This is a genomic window from Corallococcus praedator, from assembly GCF_003612125.1.
In the GTDB taxonomy this organism is placed as follows: Bacteria; Myxococcota; Myxococcia; order Myxococcales; family Myxococcaceae; genus Corallococcus; species Corallococcus praedator.
The window spans coordinates 1-18897 of sequence record NZ_RAWI01000170.1; the positions used below are offsets into that span (position 1 = coordinate 1).

At 71.4% G+C, this 18897-nt stretch carries 15 protein-coding genes and 3 riboswitches; of the genes, 11 read left to right on the forward strand and 4 right to left on the reverse strand.

Annotated elements, in window-relative coordinates:
- From D7Y13_RS21625 to D7Y13_RS45780, 3 genes are all read right to left on the reverse strand, one after another.
- On the reverse strand, window positions 1-192 hold a 192-nt coding region (locus D7Y13_RS21625; protein WP_120584972.1), incomplete at its 3' end, for a hypothetical protein.
- Window positions 193-445: 253 nt separating this feature from the next.
- Complete coding sequence (locus D7Y13_RS21630; protein ID WP_120584968.1) at window positions 446-691, reverse strand: carbonic anhydrase; 246 nt, start codon at window positions 689-691, stop codon at window positions 446-448.
- A 60-nt stretch (window positions 692-751) separates the two neighbouring features.
- Window positions 752-1462, reverse strand: a complete 711-nt coding sequence (locus D7Y13_RS45780; RefSeq protein ID WP_158620439.1) for a DUF8737 domain-containing protein — start codon at window positions 1460-1462, stop codon at window positions 752-754.
- Window positions 1463-1609: 147 nt separating this feature from the next.
- Between D7Y13_RS45780 and D7Y13_RS49025 the strand changes: the two genes are divergently transcribed.
- Window positions 1610-1984 carry a MarR family winged helix-turn-helix transcriptional regulator gene (locus tag D7Y13_RS49025; protein WP_369333597.1) on the forward strand — a complete coding sequence of 125 codons (375 nt, stop codon included), beginning with the start codon at window positions 1610-1612 and terminating at the stop codon, window positions 1982-1984.
- 640 nt (window positions 1985-2624) lie between these two features.
- On the opposite strand, the gene D7Y13_RS21650 is transcribed toward D7Y13_RS49025, so the two are convergent.
- Window positions 2625-3692, reverse strand: coding sequence for a hypothetical protein (locus D7Y13_RS21650; RefSeq protein WP_147444426.1), 1068 nt, complete (start codon window positions 3690-3692; stop codon window positions 2625-2627).
- A 220-nt stretch (window positions 3693-3912) separates the two neighbouring features.
- Window positions 3913-4153: riboswitch (cobalamin riboswitch) on the forward strand.
- 60 nt (window positions 4154-4213) lie between these two features.
- Between D7Y13_RS21650 and D7Y13_RS21655 the strand changes: the two genes are divergently transcribed.
- The 10 genes from D7Y13_RS21655 to D7Y13_RS47145 all read left to right on the forward strand — a co-directional run.
- Window positions 4214-6226 carry a TonB-dependent receptor plug domain-containing protein gene (locus tag D7Y13_RS21655; RefSeq protein ID WP_120584965.1) on the forward strand — a complete coding sequence of 671 codons (2013 nt, stop codon included), beginning with the start codon at window positions 4214-4216 and terminating at the stop codon, window positions 6224-6226.
- The gene (locus tag D7Y13_RS21660; protein WP_120584964.1) at window positions 6207-7823 is read left to right on the forward strand and encodes an MXAN_6577-like cysteine-rich protein; all 1617 of its coding nucleotides are present in this window, start codon (window positions 6207-6209) and stop codon (window positions 7821-7823) included. The genes D7Y13_RS21655 and D7Y13_RS21660 overlap by 20 nt, the downstream gene beginning before the upstream one ends.
- A 42-nt stretch (window positions 7824-7865) precedes the next feature.
- Window positions 7866-8092, forward strand: a riboswitch (cobalamin riboswitch).
- Between the two features lie 158 nt (window positions 8093-8250).
- Window positions 8251-9609: a hypothetical protein gene (locus D7Y13_RS21665; protein WP_120584963.1), complete on the forward strand. Its 1359-nt coding sequence runs from the start codon at window positions 8251-8253 to the stop codon at window positions 9607-9609.
- Window positions 9609-10286 (forward strand): cell surface protein, encoded by a 678-nt coding sequence (locus D7Y13_RS21670; protein WP_120584971.1) that lies wholly within the window; start codon window positions 9609-9611, stop codon window positions 10284-10286. The genes D7Y13_RS21665 and D7Y13_RS21670 overlap by 1 nt, the downstream gene beginning before the upstream one ends.
- A 150-nt stretch (window positions 10287-10436) precedes the next feature.
- On the forward strand, window positions 10437-10775 hold the full coding sequence (locus D7Y13_RS21675) for a hypothetical protein (RefSeq protein ID WP_120584962.1): 339 nt from the start codon (window positions 10437-10439) through the stop codon (window positions 10773-10775).
- 19 nt (window positions 10776-10794) lie between these two features.
- Window positions 10795-10961: riboswitch (cobalamin riboswitch) on the forward strand.
- 165 nt (window positions 10962-11126) lie between these two features.
- Complete coding sequence (locus D7Y13_RS21680; protein ID WP_120584970.1) at window positions 11127-12467, forward strand: hypothetical protein; 1341 nt, start codon at window positions 11127-11129, stop codon at window positions 12465-12467.
- Between the two features lie 2 nt (window positions 12468-12469).
- Window positions 12470-13252 carry a cell surface protein gene (locus tag D7Y13_RS21685; RefSeq protein ID WP_120584961.1) on the forward strand — a complete coding sequence of 261 codons (783 nt, stop codon included), beginning with the start codon at window positions 12470-12472 and terminating at the stop codon, window positions 13250-13252.
- Window positions 13249-13797, forward strand: a complete 549-nt coding sequence (locus tag D7Y13_RS21690) for a QcrA and Rieske domain-containing protein (protein WP_233595790.1) — start codon at window positions 13249-13251, stop codon at window positions 13795-13797. The genes D7Y13_RS21685 and D7Y13_RS21690 overlap by 4 nt, the downstream gene beginning before the upstream one ends.
- Window positions 13798-13953: 156 nt before the next feature.
- Window positions 13954-15648 (forward strand): adenylate/guanylate cyclase domain-containing protein, encoded by a 1695-nt coding sequence (locus D7Y13_RS21695; protein ID WP_120584960.1) that lies wholly within the window; start codon window positions 13954-13956, stop codon window positions 15646-15648.
- Window positions 15649-15826: 178 nt separating this feature from the next.
- On the forward strand, window positions 15827-18897 hold a 3071-nt coding region (locus D7Y13_RS47145), incomplete at its 3' end, for a serine/threonine-protein kinase (protein ID WP_439329233.1).

Here is an 18897-nt window from a genome sequence, read left to right on the forward strand (position 1 = left end):
CCCCGACTCGCCCGCGAAGCGCCCCTCCGCCGCCTCGCGCACGTGCAGCTTCCCGTCCAGGGGCAGCACGTCCAACAGCACGTTGAGCGAACCGTCCTTGTTCACGAACGCGCTGCCGGCGCGCACCCAGATGCTCCCGCCCTTGCCCTCGCGGATGGAGAACACCGCCAACCGCTTCCCCGCCGTCAGCATCTTCTTCAACCCTTCCCCTTCACGCCCGCGCCACCACGGCCCGGGCACCTCGCTGGCTTCGACCGCCTGAGGTCGCGTCAGGGCATGAGCAGTCCGCGTGCCAGGGGCTTCCTCCTCGGAGGACACCTGCGAGGCACCGTGCACGCACGCATGCGGCGTCCACGCGCGAGGATGGGCGTGGATGCTCCAGCGGTCGTCTTGGCGGGTGAGAGACCTGACGGGTCGGGCTTCGCCCGTCAGGCGCATCGGATGCTTACGGGCCGCGGTGGTGGATGACGGCCACTTCGAACAAGGGGCCTTCGGGCTTCAACTTCGTCTCCGACAGGAAGGTGATGAGCGCCAGCTCGTCGATGACGGCCTGGGTGACGCGACCGCCCGCGTTGCGGATGACCGCCGCATCCCCAGACCGGGTCCATGAGGACGCCCCGGCGGCGGCTCGCCAGAACCTGTCCGACTGTCGGACAGGTTCGCGCCATGCGTCCCCAACTGGGAGCCTCATCCCGCTCTTCATCACCCAAGACCGCCTTGCGGTGAATCCACACAAAGCGCGGGAGAGCCCTTAGCTGGACACGATGCGGTTCTGACAGAGGGACATCACGTGCAGGAACACGGCGAGTGGTGCGAGCAGCGCCGGCAGCCAGATGACGGGCCAGGTCGCGATCGCGGTGAAGGGCACCCCGGGCCAGTCCAGATGCAGCGGGCCCGGCGCCGAGGTCGCGACCGTGAAGATGGTGTTGGCGAGGACCGCGAGCCCCAGCACGTTCCAGAGCAGGACGAGCTTCGGCGCCACCCGATTCGTGGCGACGAGCCACGCCACCAGGGGCGCGGTCAGTCCGACGAGGATGTCGAAGTTCCGTCCCTCGAAGGTGACCTGGGTGGGGGCTCGTCCGTCCTGATGCCACGCGAAGAGGATGAGTTCGACGGCGATGCGGAAGCTCTGCGCGGCGATCGGCCAGTAACGAGGGGTGTTCGCGAGCAGCGTCTTCGCGAGAGGCGTTCGACCCAGGACCAGGAGCACCGTGATGGCGCTCAGCGGAAGGAGCGGCCACGGCGACGGACGCGCGCTCTGGACCGACAGCACGCCCGAGGATGCGAGCAGGGCCGTCGCTCCCAGCCAGAGCGCGAACACAGACACGACAGCGAGCCCCAACCGCGTGGCGGACGGCGCTTCGCGCCCGCTGCGTCGCGCGCTGCGTGCGACGCCCACGCCCATCAGCGCGACCATGCCCAGGTTCAATCCGACCATCGCCGCGTCCGCCGCGAGTCTCATGGGCGAACCATGCCCATGCATATGCATCTACGCACCCGATGGGCGACTTCTCCAAGCTCCAAGACGGCGAGGGCGATGCAGCGCGACTGCGCCGGGCATCGCGTTCGCCAGGCGGCCCGCCTGCTGACGCGCACCTACGATGACGCCATGCGGCCGCTCGGCATCCAGGTCTCCCAACTGTTCGTGCTGGTGGCCGTTGGCACCTGCGGCGAAAGCGGTGCGCCCATTGGCAAGCTGGCGAAGGCCCTCGCCTTGGATCAGACGACGCTGAGTCGGAACGTGGTGCCGCTCGAAAAAGCGGGTTGGCTGCGGGTCGCGCGTTCTCCTCACGATGCGCGCTCCCGTGTCGTGCTCCTGACCCGCGCAGGGGCGCGCATGATTGAGTCGGCCTACCCTCAATGGGAGGCGGCGCAGGAGCGCTTGCGGCGCACGCTGGGCGCCGGTCCCTTCGAGGCGCTCCACGCGGCGTTGTTGGGGGGAATTCGCGGACGAACTCGAGTCACCCGATGCGGCCAGGCCTGAACGCGTGCGGCTGGCGCCCGCATCGGTCACGACGACGGGAAGAGCCCGCGCGCGGAAGTCCTCGTCGAAGGGCACGAGCGCGAGGCTCCGCTCCAGCTCCGTCCGGTGACGCGCTTCCAGGTGCTGCCGCAGGTGCAGCGCGTTCGTGAGGCGCGCCTCCACCGCCGCCTCCTCGGGCCGCGCCAACTGGAGCTGGTTCAGTGCGTTCAGGGCATGCAACGTCTGCCGCTCCAGCGTCCCCATCCGCCAGGGAGCGCTCCCGAAGAACTCCTGGGACAGCGACACCGTCTCCCGGGCGTCCGCGAGCGCCGCCGCCTCGTTCAGGACCCTCGCACTCTGTTCCCAATCTCCCGCCCGGTGCAGCAGTGCGCCTTGATCCACCGCGACCAGCAGCGCATCCAGCGAGGAGCGTTCGGCCTCCGCGGCCAGCTCCTTCCTCGCCTCGGAGTAACGCGCTGAATCCGCCAGCACCCGCACCTGGGCGGTCCGCTGCACATGGCTGGGCGAGCAGGCACCCAGGGCCAACAGCAGCGGGACTCACAGGCATTGGATGGCGAAGCGAATGCCCATGGCACGGGTGAACGTAGCGCACCTGGCGTCAGCCTTTCGGGCACCCGGAGTTCGGGCGAGCCGAAGCGGGTCAGTACTGCTCGGCGGGCATGGGCATGGGCTTGTTCACCCTGCCGAACTTCGCGATGCGGAACGACAGCTCCAGCAGGAAGTAGTTGCGCTTGATGCGCTCCGGCTCGATGCCCGCGTTGACGTTCTGCTCGACGACGATGTCCGCGCCCAGGATGTGGTTGTAGGACGCTGCGAGCCGGATGCCGCCGAAGTCGATGCCCGCCTGGGGCGCGACGCCGAAGAACCTGCCGCCCGACTGGGCGACCCCCGCGCCGCCATTGCCCGCGGCCACGGACTGGTTGGCCAGCGTGTACACCCCGGCGCCCAGGCCCAGGAACGGGCGGACGCCGCTGTCACGGAAGAGGTACTCGCCCTTGAGGAGGCTCGCCACGGCCACGGCCGTGGAGACCGTCGCACTGCCATTTCCGGCGCTGCCGCCGCCGGCGATCCCCACTTCGAGCCGGACCCCCGCGGCGATCTTGTCCGTGATGTTCCACTTGGGCTCGAGGATGAGGCCGCCGCCATAGGTCGTGGGACCCGTTCCCATCAATCCCGCGAGCCCCAGGTGGATGACCACGACGGGCTGCTGGCGCAGCTTGAGGGCCGGCTCTTCACCGTAGGGCGCATACCCATCCTGGGCCTCGGAGGAGGGCACGGGGGCCGCCGCGGCCAGGACAGGCGCCTTCGGTTCGGGGGCCGCCGCGACGGTGGGCGCGGGGCTCGGGGCCGTGGAGACGGTCGGTGCCGCGGGGATGGCAGCGGCCTGGGCCAGGCGCTTCTCCTCGAGGGCGCTCGCCGCCTTGAGGATGTCCTGGCCCATGGACGTCGCGCCCTTGTCGCTCAGTCTGGGATTGGCGAACTCGTAGGCGAGCTGGGTGTGGAGCGTGGGGTCCTGCCGCGACTGGAGCAGGTAGACGAGCCGGAACTTTGGCCCCTTGTGCGACAGCTTTCCGACGACGAGGACATCCGCGCTGTCCGCCGTGGTCGCCACCGTGGCCTTGTCCGGAGCGAGCGGGGCGGCCTTGCCGAGCCCGAAGGTGGTGCGCGCCTGGAGCCGCTCGGGGGTCAGTTGGGGGGCGTCGGTCACGCTGCTCTCGCAGCGGGACACCTGAACACTGACGGGCGCAGCGAAGACGCAGAACGGAAACAGGGCCGCGGCCAGAGCGATGCTGGCGCGCGTCCCGCGGTGCATTGGGGGCATGCGTGGGTCTCAGGGCTGTTGGGAACGGTCTCCGGACGCGCGGTGTATTGAAATATTCAATTCTGGATGCGAGGGGCGCGCCTTGACGGGCCTGGGGTGACCTCCTAGAACGGCCGGGCCCTTGGGTGCCCATGTCGGGCTTTCAAGAGGGAAGCCGGTGCGAGTCCGGCGCGGTCCCGCCACTGTGTACGGGTCGCCCTGAGGTCCAGGGCCGGAAGCCTCGGCTGTCACCACTTTCGCGTCACCGGACGCGAAGGGAAGGTGGAGGGTTCCTTCCAGAAGGGCGCAACGTGCGCCCAGGTCTGGAGTCCGTCAGCCAGGAGACCTGCCCAGGGGTGCGGCCGTGTCCTCACATGGGACACTCCGCGAGGCCTTCTCTCTTCGATGGAGGGAGCGGAAGGCGGAGCATGTGGCGCTCGCTTCTCGCCCGGGCCTTCTTGGGTCTGGTGCTCAGCTTCCCGGGACTCGCCCACGCCGGGCAGGAACCCGCTGCGTCCGAGCCCGCCCCCGAAGAGCCGGCGCTTCCTGAGTTCATCCTCCCCACCGTGGACGTCATCGGGAAGGCGATTCCCGACGCGCCTCCGGATGCCGTGCAGCGCCGCGACCCCACCGGCGCCATCACCGTCATCGATGCCCGCGAACGCGCGGGCGAAGCGCGTGACACCGCGGAGCTGCTCGGCGGATCCGCGAGCCTCGTCGTGCAGGACTCCGGCGGGTATGGGCAGAGCAAGAGCCTCGTGGTGCGCGGTGCCTCGTCCAATGGCGTGCTCGTGTTCCTGGATGGGATTCCGCTCAACGGCGCGGGCGGTATCGCGGACCTGTCGCTCGTTCCCGTCGCGCTGGTGGAGCGGTTGGAGATCCTTCGCGGCGCGGCGGGGGCCCGCTACGGCGCGGGCGGCCTGGGCGGCGCGGTCAACATCGTCACCCGCGCTCCGTCCTCGCGACTGGTCTCCAGCGGCGAGGTCACCTACGGCAGCTTCGACACGGTGATGGGCCATGTCGCCGCGTCGGGTGCGCTGCTCGATGGGCGGGCGCTGGTGTTGCTGCATGGCGGTCGCTCGCAGGGGAACTTCAGCTTCCGCGTCGATGAGCTGCCAGCGCTGGATGACAACCCGCTCACGCAGGAGGTGCGCACCCGCAACGATGCTCGCGGCGGTGGTGCGCTCGTGAAGTACCAGCGCGGCCTGGACAGCGGCGGGCGCGTGGACCTGCTGGCGGAGCTGTCCCTGGAGGACCGGGCGCTCGCGGGCACGGTGCAGAACCCGCAGCTCTCCCGCCGGCAGGACCAGACCCGCGTGTCGCTGGGCGCCCGCTGGGGCCGGCCCTTCGGGGACACGGGCGAGGCCAGTGCTCGCGGCTTCTTCCGGCGCGATTGGATGGACATTCTCGGCGGTTCGACGGGCGTCGATGCCGGCGCCCAGCGCTACACCGTGGGCGGCGTGGAGCTGGAGGGCCGCGCGGTGGTGGGCAGCCGCAACGCGCTGGCCGTCACGCTCGCGGCTTCATCGGAGGCCGTCACGCAGGCCACGGGCGCGCAGGCCGCGTCATGGTGGCGCGCGAGCGTCATGGCCACGGATGAGCTGTCCCTGTTCTCCGAACGCGTGAAGGTGGTGCCGTCGCTGCGCGTGGAGCGCGTGGGCCAGTACTCGTTGCTGTCGCCCAAGCTGGGCGCGAGCGTGGACCTGGGCCGAGGCTTCGGCGTGCGCGCCAACGCGGGCCAGTCCCACCGCGCGCCATCGTTCCTGGAGCTGTACATCCGTCAGGGATTGCTGCTGCCCAACCCGGAGCTCAAGCCCGAGCGCGCCCTGTCCGTCGATGCGGCGGGCCTGTGGCACGACGATGCGTGGAGCATCACCGCGGGCGGCTTCGCGGCGGTGTACGAGAACCTCATCGCCTACGAGATGTATCCGCCGATGCTCGCGAAGCCCTACAACTTCGCCGCCGCGCGCGTGTGGGGCGCGGAGTTGGAGGTCGAAGCCCGTCCGCGCACGTGGCTCACCGCGACCACCAGCTACGCGTGGACCCGCACGCAGAACCGCTACGGCGACCCCCGCTACTTCGGCAAGGAGCTGCCCTACCGTCCGCGCCACAAGTGGGTGGGGCGCCTGCGCGCGGGACCGGACTGGCTCAACGGGCGCACCGAGGTGCTGATCCAATCCGCGCAGCTCATCAACCGCGTGGGCGAAACGCGCCTGTCGCTGCCTTCGCGCACATGGGTGTCCGTGGGCGCGTCCAGCACCTTCCTGCACCGGCCGGACCTCACCGTGTCGTTCGACATCAAGAACCTGCTGGACGCGCGGACCGCCGACTACACCGGAATGCCGCTGCCCGGCCGCGCCGCTTATGTGACGTTCTCCATGGCGCTCGAACCCCTCCGCACCGCTTCCTCCGAGGACTCCCATGTCGCGTCCCCTCTCTGATGCGCGGTCGCGGTGGTTCGGGCTGCTGCTGTCGGCCCTGGTCGCTTCGGTCCTCACCGGCTGTCCGGAGGAGAAGGTCCTGTGCACGTCCGGACTCGACGTCTGCGGCTCCGAGTGCTCGGACCTCCAGGGCGACCCCTTCAACTGCGGCGGCTGTGGCGTCCGATGCGGGGCAGGGGAGACGTGTCAGGCGGGCGCGTGTGAATGCCTCATCGGTGCACCGGCCTGCGGTGAAGCGTGCATCAACCTCGCGACCGATGCGCGCAACTGTGGAGCCTGCGGCAACGCGTGCCCCGCGGATCAGGTGTGCAACGCCGGCGCCTGCGCGGAGGCCTGCTCACCGGGCGCTGAGCGCTGCAATGGCGGTTGCGCCGTCCTCGCGAGCGACCCGCTGAACTGTGGCGCGTGCGGCGCGGCGTGTCCGGACGTGCAGTCCTGCCATGCGGGCCGGTGCATGTATGACGTGGTGGCGGCCTGCTACACCAACGGGCAGCTCGTCGGCATCCAGGCGGGCACGGACCGGATGGGGCCCCGGCGGCAGTTCGGCTCGGGCGTGCAGTCGCTGGCGGTGTGGGACGGCGTGGTGATTGCGGCGGACGCGGCGCGCTCGGTGTTGTCGCAGGCGCTGGCGGGCGCGCTGGGGACCCTGGTGGAGGAGGACTCGCTGGGCGCGGTGGCTTCGTCGCCCAATGACATCCTCGTGGACCCTCCGTATGTGTATGTCGTCGACTCCGTGAACAACACGCTCCAGGTGCTCAAGCGCGAAGGGCCCGCGCAGGGCGGTGGGCTGGGCTTGCGCACGGTGGGGCAGGTGAACCTGGGCGCGAACACCAGCCCGCAGGTCATCGCGAAGCGCGGCGACACGTTCTACATCCCGCTGTTCGGCAACGCGGGCTCCGACTTCCAGCAGGGCAACGCCGTGGCGCGCGTCAACGTGAGCGACCCGGAGCGCCCCCGGCTGGTGGATTCCATTCCGCTCACCGGCCTGGACCTGAAGTCCTTCGACGGTGGGACGACGATGGCGCTTCCGTACGCGGCCGTGTCGACGGACGCGGGCGTCTATGTCGCGCTCACCAACCTGAACCCCGCGAACGACTACCTGCCCAACGGCCCCGGCATGCTCGCGCGCATCGACCCGGCGGATGGCGGCGTGCACGCCATCGACCTGGGGGCCCAGGACTGTCTCAACGCGGGCGACGTGCAGGCGGTAGGCGACTCCCTGGTGGTGAGCTGCCTGGGCGAGGCGCACTTCGACACCGCGGGCGGCTACCAGGCGAAGGCCGTGCGGGCCACCGGGCTGGTGCTGGTGAAGGACGACCAGCCGGTTGCGTCCTACGCGCTGTCACCGGGCTGCACCGGGGGACCGGAGCAGGGCTGCAACCTCGCGGTGGGCGGACGGCTCACGGTGGTGGGCAATGCCGTGTACGTCACGGACGTGAACGCGGGCCGTGTGTTCGTGGTGGAGGTGCGCGACGGGAAGTTCGTGGAGCGGCGCGGCAACTCCACGCCGGAGGCGAAGGGCGCTGCGCTGGACGCGTGTCCGGTGGATCCACGGCGCGCGGTGTCCAATGCCATCGACATCGTCGCGGTGCCGTGAGGCGTTGCCCGCGCTCGTGTTGACAAGCCTGGCCTTCCGCCATACGTCACCGCGCGTCGTCGGTACTCCGCCTCACGCAGAGGCGGAGTTTAAAGGGAACCCGGTGTGAATCCGGGACTGCCCCGCAGCGGTAAGCAGGAACGAACACCGTCCCCGCAAGCACTGGCCCCTTGAGGGGGTTGGGAAGCGACGGTCAGTAGAGGGGTGGATCCGATGAGGACCCACCCGCGCCTGCGAGTCCGAAGACCTGCCACGACCCATGCCTCCGGGCATGGTCATACCGGAGCCTCCGAGGGGAGGTGACGGGGGTCTTCCGCTCACGCGGCGTGTCGTGTCCTGACGTGTCCTCCCGTTCGCGGTCCGCCCTCCGTTCGCCCTCCCTTGGAATCACCTCGCCCGTGGGGGCGATGCAAGGGAGCAGTCGCGGATGAAGACAGAGCGGATGATTTCGGGGCGGGGACTCGCGCTGGTGCTGACGACCTTCGCGTTGGCGTTGACCGGCACGGGGTGCGCGGACGAGTGCGTCGATGACTTCGACTGCCGCGACAAGGGGACGCCGCCAGCGGGCCAGCGCTACGCGTGCGTCGAACAGCGTTGTGAGCTGAAGCCCATCGCGGTGCCTGACGCAGGCACGGAGACGGACGCGGGCACCGGCACCGATGCGGGCGCGTCGGTGGATTCCGGCACGGAGACCGACGCCGGAACGCAGACGGATGCGGGAACGCAGACCGACGCGGGCACGGAGACGGACGCGGGTACGGAGCCCGACGCTGGCCCCTCCGACCCGTGCTTGAGCGCCACGTATGACCCGAAGCTGGGCACGCTCCAGCTCGCGGCGGAGTACGTGGCCGGTGAGTCAGCCTCGCTGCCGGCGGCCGCGGGCCCGGTGGGGGTCACGCCCGGCCCCACGTATTCGCTCTTCACGCTGGTGTCGACCGGCTCCAGCGGTTCTCACTCGCTCTACTCGCTGGGCACCTGGCCGCAGTTGTCGCTGGGCACGGCGCCGCTCTTCGACGTGGTGGCTCCCGGCGACCGGAGCGCCACGCTCTTCCTCAACTCCTTCGTGGAGTCGGATGGTCGTTACGTGCTCACTGGCTACACGAAGTCCGGGACCGGGTTCCCGGGGGCGCTGGCGGTCTACGACAACGTCACGCCAGCGGCCTCCACCTACGTCCCCGCGCCGAGCAACTTCTCCGCGGGCGTCGTGCCGGGTGCGTTCCTCATCAACGGCGGCGGGCTCGACACGGTGTCGGCCGGGCTGGCCATCTACGCGCTGAAGACGGACACCTCTCCATTCGAGTCCCTGAAGGTCGGCACGCTTCCTTCCGCGACCGGCGGCAGTGGCTTCACCGCCGTGGCCACCAACGGCGTCGCCATGCTCGGCTACTTCTCCGATGACACCTTCGCCAACGTGGGCCACGCGGTGGCTCCGGCGAAGATCGAAGCAGCCCTCCGGACGAGCACGCCGTTCGTCGTGGCGGATGAGCCCGTGCTCGACGTGGGCTCCAACTTCGTCGCCGCCGCGGGCCAGGGCGAAGGCGTGGCGGTGCTTCGTGGCGACTACGTTCCGCCCGACTACAACTTCGCCGCCACCGACGTGTCGCGCTTCGCCTTCACCGTGGCGAACGAGGGGGACACCGTCACCGTCGGCTCGCGTCAGCCGGTCCTCACCTTCGTGGACCAGTGCACGCGCCTGACGGGGATGACCTCCATCGGCACGGATCTGCTCGTCAGCTTGGATGACAAGAACGGGTCGCGGCTGGTCCGCATCGGGCAGGTGCCGTGATGACGCGCACCCTTCTGTCGAAGTCGTTCGCCCTGGGCTTCGCCGCCCTCCTGTCCGTGGCGTGCGGGGGTGAAGAAGCGCCGGAGTCCGGCCAGGAGCTGGGGCTGGTGGGGGATCCGTTCGCCGACCACATCGTCTCCTTCACGCCCGGCACCGGCGCCGGGTTCGGACAGGGCCAGTTGCCGAACATCGTGCTGGGCGCTCCGCAGGGCGCGGGCGCGGGTTCGGGCTCGCTGGACGTTCTGTCGCTGGGAAACAGCGGCGTCATCGTCCTGGAGTTCACTGACATCGCGGTGACGGACGGGCCGGGCGTGGACCTGCTCGTCTTCGAGAACGCGTTCCTCAAGCCCAGCGGCAGGCCGTTCGCGGAGACGGGCGTGGTGGCCGTCAGCGATGACGGCGTCACCTGGTTCGAGTTCCCGTGCGCGTCCACGAACGTGGCGGGCAACTTCCCCGGCTGCGCGGGCGTCACGCCCGTGTACTCCAGCCCCGGCAACGGCATCTCCCCCACCGACCCGGCCGTGGCGGGCGGGGACGGCTTCGACCTGGCCGCCGTGGGCCTCACCCGCGCGCGCTTCGTGCGCATCCGGGACTCCGGCGCCAACGGGTACGCGGGCACCAGCGGCGGCTTCGACCTGGACGCCGTCGCGGTGGTGAACGGCGTGCAGCTGCCGTAGCGCTCGGCTCGCGCGGGCCCCGGGCCGTCCTCCAGCGGACGGTCCGGGGAGCCTCGTGGCTCCGTGGAGGCGCCTTGCGTCCCCGTGAGGCTTCCGGCGAGGAGGACCCGGGATTACATGACTGGGCGTCCTCCCCCGGAGTCCGCCTCCATGAACCGTCGTCTCGCTTCGCTCCTCGTGTTGATGGGCGTCCTTCCCGGTGTGTCCGCTGTTGGCTTCCTCCCCACCGCTGCCCGGGCACAGACGACGCGCGCGCGCACGCCTGCGAAGGCCGCGCAGCCCGCCGCGCCCGTGCCGCCCGCGGTGCCTGCTCCGCCTCCGGCGTACGAGTACACCTTCGTGACCCGCCAGGGCCCGGAGGAGGACCTCGTCGAACTCCAGCGCCTGGGCGAGGAAGGCTGGCAGGTGGTGGCCACCGTCGTCGTGGATGGCAGCACGCGGCGCTATGTGCTGATGCGTGGCAAGCAGGCCGAACCCGCGCCGCATTGACATTGCTCCTGGGTCGCCATAGTCCCGCCCCGTCATCGATGCCTTCACGCCATGGGGTGTGGGGGCTTCCAGGGAACCCGGTGGAACTCCGGGACTGCCCCGCAGCGGTGAGCAGGAATGGCGCTCGGAAGCATCCCAAGCCCCGTTCCCGCGAGTCCGAAGACCTGGCGAAGACCCGGTGTCCCTCTCCACGGAGGGCACGGAAGACAGACCGGAACCTCCGCGGGGAGCTGACGGCGTAGGCAGGTCCTCTCGGCGCGTTGCGTGCTGGAGGGTCGGATGCCTCGCGCCCGTGCCGCCTCCCGTCAGGATTTCTTCCGCCTCCGGGCGGAAGTCAGGAACGAGGACGCGATGCGGACCGATACGAAGCGGATGGGAACGAAGGGCCAGCGCGCGGCGCTGATGGGCGCCCTGCTGGTGGTGGCGCTGGGCGGCACGGGCTGCGGTTCGGAGTGCGTGGATCCCTTCGACTGCCGCGACCAGGGCACGCCCCCCGAGGGCAAGGCCTGGGCCTGTGTGGAGGAGAAGTGCTCCCAGGTCGACCTCTCCATCGGCGGTGATGACGCGGGCACGGATGCCGGCACCGACGCGGGCACCGGCACCGACGCGGGCACGCAGACCGATGCAGGCACCGACGCCGGCACGGAGACCGACGGCGGCACCGGCTCCGATGCGGGCACGGACGGTGGCACCGGCGGGCAGTGCGACACGGTGCCTCGCGACGAGAAGCTGGGCACGCTCAAGTTGCAGCCGGGCTTCAGTGTCGCGGAGGCCGCGCCCCTGTCCACCGAGGTGGTCGCGGTGGTGTCCACGCCCGGCCCCACCTATTCGCTCTTCGCGCTGCGCACGACGGCCACGGCCCGCGACTTCTTCGCGCTGGGCACCTGGCCGGACGTGAAGCTGGGAGAGGCGGCGCTCGACACGGTGCTCGCGCCCGCGGACCGCGCCGTCGGCACCACCACCTACGCGTCGTACTTCCTGGCGTATGACGGCACGCGGCTGCTCGCGGGCTACACGAAGTCCGGTGGCGCGGGCAGCGTCGCGGTGCTCGACCCGGTCGCGCGCGACGTGACCTACGTCAACGCGCCGTCCAACTACACCGCCGCGGCCACCACCGACACGTTCTTCATCAACGGTAGCGGTCTGGACACGGTCTCCGAAGGCCTGGGCGTCTACGCGCTGGTGACGTCCGCGAAGCCCTTCTCCGCCGTGAAGGCGGTGAGCTTCCCGGCGCAGGTGGGCGCCAGCGGCTTCTCCGCCATCGCGGACAACGGCATCGCGGTGTTCGGCTACTCGGCGCCGGAGACCTACGTGAACCTGGCCTACGCCGTGTCGGCCTCGAAGCTGACGACGGCGGTGTCCACGCGCACGCCGGTGGTGCTCACGGGCGAGCCGCAGGTCGACGTGGGCAGTGACTTCAACAACGCCACGGGCTTCGGTGCTGGCGTGGCGGTGGCGCGCGGCGCCTACGACGCGAGCTTCACCTTCGTCGTCACCGACGTGTCGCGCTTCCAGCTCACGCCTCCCCTGGTCGGTGGACAGCCCCTGAGCGTGGGCGCTCGCGAGTCGGTCCTCACCGTCGCGGACACGTGCACCTCCGTGGACCTGCTGTCTTCGCTGGGCCCCGACCTGCTCGTGGGCGTGACGGACGCCAACGGTCGCCGCCTCGTGCGCATCCGGCAGGGACAGTGACCATGCGCCCGCTGCTCGCGCTCGGTGCGCTGCTCGTTCTGTGCTCGTGCGGGGACGGTGGTTCCATGCCGCTGCCCCAGTACGACATCGTGGATGGTGGCAGCCGCGCCGATGCCGGCACCGACGCGGGCGCTTCCGATGATGCGGGGACGCAGGTCGATGCCGGCACGGAGGATGCCGGCACCGACGCGGGCGTGCGTCCCGTGGATCCGTTTGCTGACCGGGTGACGGATTACGCGTTCGGTGACTTCGCTGGCTTCGGGCAGGACCGCTTCCCGGACGTCGTGTTCGGGCCTCCGGTGGGCGCGGGACAGAACGCGGGTTCGCTCGACGTGCTGTCGCTGGGGCGGGGCGGCTCCATCACCCTGGAGTTCACCGACCTGCTCGCGGTGGATGGGCCGGGCGTGGACCTGCTCGTCTTCGAGAACCCGTTCCAGAAGTATGGCGGTGGCATCTTCGCGGAGCCGGCCCGCGTGTCCGTCAGCGACGATGGCTCCACCTGGCATGACTTCCCCTGCACCCCCCCGGTCAGCAAGGAAGGGAGCTACACGGGGTGCGCAGGCCTGCACCCTGTGCTCTCCGCTCCGGACAACGGCATCTCTCCGCTCGACCCGGCCGTGGCGGGGGGGGATGGCTTCGACCTGGCGGACGTGGGCCTCGTCCGCGCCCGCTTCGTGCGCCTCACCGACATGGGGGGGAACAGCTACGGCGGGACCTCCGGGGGCTTCGACCTGGACGCGCTCGCCGTGGTGAACGGACAGCTTCCCGACGGGGGCACTCCGTGAGCGGAGAGCCATCCCGACTGACTCCGGAGTCCCTGGAGCCGGGTGGGGTGGACCGCCGCGAAGCACTCTGCACGCTGCTGCGCGGCACCTGTGCCCTGGCCGCGCTGGGCTGCGGCGGAGACTGGCGCGACGCGGTGGCGTTGCCCGGCCCGGAGCCGGTTCCCGACGCGGGGCCAGCCCCGGCGGTCTGCGAGGACGCGGGGCCTCCCGGCACGCCCGAAGAGGGATGGGTGGAGGTCCCCCTGTCCGAACACCCGGCCCTGCGTGAGCCGGGCGGTCATGACCGCGTCCGAGTCCCCGCCGCGCTCCTGGACGTGGTGGTGGTGCATGCGGCGGACGGCTGCTACCGGGCTATATGGCGCACCTGCACGCACGGTGACTGCGAGGTGGCCTGGGACGGCGCCCTGGGGGTGGTGGAGTGCCCCTGCCACGGCTCGCGCTTCGGCCTGGACGGACGGGTCCTCCAGGGCCCTGCCTCCCGGCCGCTCGCCGCGTACCGCACCCTGCGCGTGGGTGATTCGCTCTTCCTCCTCCGGCCCCGGTAGGGCGACCTCCCAGGTGAAGCCGGACCCCGGGTCTGGCCGACTCGGGGGCTCGGAGGGGGATGACGCGACGCGGGAGGCGCCCGGCCGCCCGGTCTGTCACAGGAAAGCGTCTCGGACTCTCGGAAGATTGGGAGGTCGTGTAATGTCGTGTGCCCGATGTGGCAGATCATCATCAACGGGCCCGGCTACTTCGACACGTCGTACGATCTGCCCGAGGGCGTCACCAGCCTCGGCCGAGCGGACGAGAACGATATCGTGCTGGGCGGTGACCTGGTGTCGCGGCGGCACGCGCGCATCTATGTCGAAGGCGACGCGCTGCGCATCGAGGACCTGGGCAGCCGCAACGGCAGCCGGGTGAACGGCGCGCCGCTCCAGGGCAGCAAGCACCTGAACGCGGGCGACACGGTGGCGCTGGGGGAGAACACCCTGGCCGTGCGCCAGCCGCACACCGTGGAGAACGCCGCCACGGAGATGATGGACCTGGGCGCGGGCGGCGTCGTGCGCTTCGGGCACGGCACGGACGTGGGTCCGTCCGTGCTGATGGCCAAGAACGTGAAGGACGCGGACGTGCTGCGCCTGCTGGACAACGTGGGCCCGCTGCCGTTCGACGACGCGTTCTCCGGCGCCTCGCCCGTGGGGCCCTCCACGCCCGTGGCCAGCCCGCGCGTCTCCTACGAGACGCTGGTGCTGCTGGTGCACACCGCGGAGGCGCTGGCCACCGCGCGCACGCTGACGTCGTTCCTGGAGTCCGCGATGGACCGGCTCCTGGAGCGCACGGACGCGACGACGGCGGTGGTGCTGCTCAAGCACGCCGCGGGGCCGCTGGTGCCCGCCGCCGTGCGGCACCGGGGACGGCTCGCCAAGGGCGAGGTGCCCGTGTCGGACGCCATCGTGGAGGAGGCCATCCGCCAGGGCCGCGCGCTCGCGGTGGGCGACGTGCGCGACGACCGCCGCTTCGCCGGACGCGAGAGCGTCATCATGTACGGCGTGGACCGCGTGCTGTGCATCCCCATTGGCACCGAGCCCCCGTTCGCGGGCGTGCTCTACGTCAACATCCCGGGCGAAGGCGAAACCAGCCTGGAGCTGATGCTGGACACCTGCACCGCGGTGGCCCACCTGGTGGAGAGCGGCGTGCAGCGCTTCGCCGTGCGCGACGGCTCCGGCACGGACCGGCTGCGCCGCAACCTGGAGCGCTTCCACTCGCCGGAGGTGGCCGAGCGCCGCGCCGCCGAGGCCCAGCGCGTGGGCGGCAAGCTGCCGGGCCTGGAGGAGAAGAACCTCACCGTGCTGCACGCGGAGCTGGCGGACTTCGGCGCCGTGGTCAGTCGGCTGGGCGCGGCGCGGGCCACGCAGCTGCTCAACGACTTCCATGCGCGCATGAGCGGCATCGTCTTCAGCTTCGAGGCGACCGTGGAGGGCTTCATGGGCGAGTCCATGCGCGCCCTCTTCGGCGTGCCCTACGCCAAGGGCGACGACGCGGTGCGCGCGGTGCGGGCCGCCCTGGCCCTGCGCGCGGACTGGGAGCGGGGCATGGCCCGCCGTCCCCAGGATGAGCGGTGCGACCTGCGCATCGCGCTGCACTCCACCAAGGCGCTGGTCGGGATGATCGGCACCGACGCCCGCACGGAGTACACCGCCGTGGGAGAGGGCATGGGCGTGGCCGGCTGGCTGGCGTCCACGGCCGCCCCCGGTCAGGTGTTGATGACGGGCAAGCTGCTGGCGGCGACCGGTGCCCGCTTCGACGTGATGCCCCTGGGGGAGCGGGTGGTGCGGCCCCCCAAGGACAAGGTGGCGGTTTTCGAGGTGATTGAAGAGGACATGGGCATGCTGACCAACCCCGGTATCCGGTGAGGCAGCCCTCGCGGCCGGTTGACGGGTTGAAGACGGAGCCCTGCTCGGGGTTCAATGCGCTTCCCGTGGTGGACCCCCGCACCGCATGAGCTCTTCGACCCAGCCCGCCCGATTGCGTCCCTTCCGGCCGCAGCCCTTCGGCCGGTACACGCTCCTGTCGCACCTGGCCACCGGCGGCATGGGGGAGATCTACCTTGCCCGCCTGGAGGGCGCGCAGGGCTTCGAGAAGCTGTGCGTCATCAAGAAGATCCTCCCGCAGCTCGCGGCGGATCAGGAGTTCGTCGAACGCTTCGTGGGCGAGGCGCGCACGCTGGTGCGGCTGGGGCACGGCTCCATCGCGCAGGTGCTGGACATGGGCCTGCACGAGGACGAGGCCTACATGGCCCTCGAGTACGTGGACGGCAAGGACCTGCGCAAGGTGGCCGCGCGGGTGCGGGACCGCCAGACGCCGCTGCCGCTCACGTTCATCCTCTACGTCATGGGCCGCGTGCTGGACGCGCTCGCGTACGCGCACCGCAAGCGGGACGAGGACGAAAAGGAGCTGAAGCTCGTCCACCGGGACATCTCGCCGCAGAACATCCTCATCTCCTACGAAGGGGAGGTGAAGGTCATCGACTTCGGGCTCGCGAAGAGCCGGTTGTCGGCGGCGAAGACGAACCCCAGCATCATCCTGGGCAAGTTCCTCTACATGTCGCCCGAGCAGGCCCGGCACCAGCCGGTGGACCGCCGCAGCGACCTGTACGCGGTGGGCCTGTGCCTCTACGAGCTCATCTCCGGGCAGAACCCCTTCGACGCGATGCCGCCGGGCGAGCTGATGTCCGCGGTGGCGAACCCGAAGGTGCCCGCGCTCAATGAAGTGGAGCCGCTGACGCCGCCGTCGGTGTCGCAGTTGGTGTCGAAGGCGCTGGCGGTGGAGCCCGGGCAGCGCTTCCAGACGGCGGAGGAGTTCCGGGGGCGCCTGCAGGCGTGCCTGATGGAGATCGACACCAGCGCGGGCCCGGAGAGCGTCAGCCGCTTCATGCGCGACCTCTTCTCCGCGGACTACCAGTCCGAGCGGCGCCTGCTGGCCACCCTGCGCGAGGTGCCGCGCGAGACCCGCGCCAGTGGCGCCTACGAGGCGCTGGGCGGGCCGCCCCGGCCGACCATGCCGTCGCTGCCACCGAAGACCATCCGCCTGGATGGGCCGGTGGAGCCGCTGTCCTTCCACCCCACGCCGCGCAGCCGCGAGGACGGCGGCGGGGCGCGCGACGACGGAGAGACGCGTCCGGGCGTGGTGATGGACGAGTCCACCCGCCCCGCCTTCCCGGTGGAGGCGCTGGAGGAGGCGGCCCGTGCCCGCGCGCGGCCGAGCCCCGCGTCGTCGGAGCCGTCCCCCACGGTGGAGGTCCGCGCGGAGGCGATGGAGCGCCCCACCATCCTGGAGGGCCTGCCCGCCATCCGCCTTCCCTCCGACCGTCCCGCTCCGGATGCGTCCTCGAGCCTGGGGACTCCGGGGCCGCTGACGGGCGAGCCCACCGCGCCCCGTGCGGAGGCGCTGTCGCCCGTGGAGACAGGCGTCGCGGAGCCCACCGCGCCTCGCGCCGCGTCGCTGCAGCCCGCGGAGCCGGTGCTTCCGTCGCAGGCCGCGCCCCCGGGAGCCCCGGCATCGCGCCCGTTCGCGGACGCGGGCTCAGGGGCGTCGTTGCCCTTCTCGGACGCGGTGCCGTCGCGCGCCGCGCCGCCCGCGGAGTCCCGTCCTCCGCCGCGCTCCATGGTTCCGCCGCCGCCCCCCATGGCGGCGATTCCGGCCTTCCGTCCGCCGGAGCCCGCGGCTTCGGGCCGGCTGTCGGTGGAGGGGCCCGTCCCCGTCGTTCCCGCGGATGCGTCGCGCCCGGTGGCTCCGCCGCCGTTGCCGTCCGCGGATTTCGGCGCCGCGCAGTTCGACTCCGATTCAGGGGGCTCCCTGCCGTTCATGGAGCCGCCGCCGCCGCCGGACGGTCCGTTCCTCGACGACGAGGAGCTTCCCCCCAGCGCCTATCCCTGGCCGGAACCCCGCGCCGAGGCCGGTTGGCCCTCGGGGTCCGAACCGCGCGCCACCGACCCGCTGCCGCGCTCCTTTGATCCGCCGCGTGTCGCTGAGACGCGCATCCCGGAGGCCCAGCGTCCCACCGCCGTGGCCGTGCCGTCCGTGTCGTCCTCGCGCCCCGGGGTGACGACGCCTTCGAATGGCAGCCGTCCTGCGCCCGCGCCCCTGTCGTCCTCGCGCCCCGGGGTGACGACGCCCTCGAATGGCAGCCGTCCGGCGCCCGCGCCCCTGTCGTCCTCGCGCCCTGGCGTGACGACGCCTTCGAACGGCAGCCGGCCGCTCCCCTCGCACGCCGCGCCCACCATCCAGGTGCCGTCCATCCAGTCCGGAGGGCCGCCGTACGCGCCGTCCGCCCGGGTGGAGATGGAGGCGCTGGGCTCCGGTCCGGCTCCCCGGCCCACGATGCAGGACACGCGGCCGGAGTCCGAGCTGGTCTCGGTGGATCCCCAGGCCCTGGAGTCCGACGCCGGCCTGCCCTACATCACCGCCGAGCCCGAGGAGTTCCAGGCCGCCCGCGATGCCCACGCGGACACGCATCCGCGCATCTCCATGCCGCGGACCTCGCGCCGCGAGGAGCCCCAGCAGGCCCGCGTGGTGCTGGACGAAGCCCTCCTGGGGGAGGCCAGTGTGTCGTCCGGCCGCCGGGACTCCGACACCGGTTCCAATCCCGGCAGGAGCCGCACGGGTTCGCGCAAGGCGCGCGGTTCATCGCCGGGCTCGCCCTCGCGTCCGAACACCGCGACGAACATGCGCGCCGTCGCGTCCAGCCGCACGACGCCCGCCGTGGATCCGGACGAGTCGTCCACCTCGCGGAACTCGCGCGAGGAGACCCGCCGCAAGGCCATGCCGACGCGGCCGGAGTCCGCGGAGTCGCCCCGTCCCTCGCGTCGCGAGTCGGCGCCCGCGCGCGGCGGCTTCCTGCGCTCGCTGCTGGTGTTCATTGTCCTGCTGGGAGTGGTGGCGCTCATCGTGGGCCTGGGACTCCACTTCGTCCCGGAGCTGCGCGTGGCCGTCGGCCTGGAGCAGTCCAGGACCTTCACGCCGCCGCCGCCCACGCGGGTCCAGGACCCCACGCTGCCTGTCACCCCCCCGGCGCGCCCCATCGCGCGTCCCGCCGAGGACGTGGCCCCCGACGCGGTGCCCACCACGCCCGCGGCACCCGTGGCTCCCGCGCCGCCGGACGC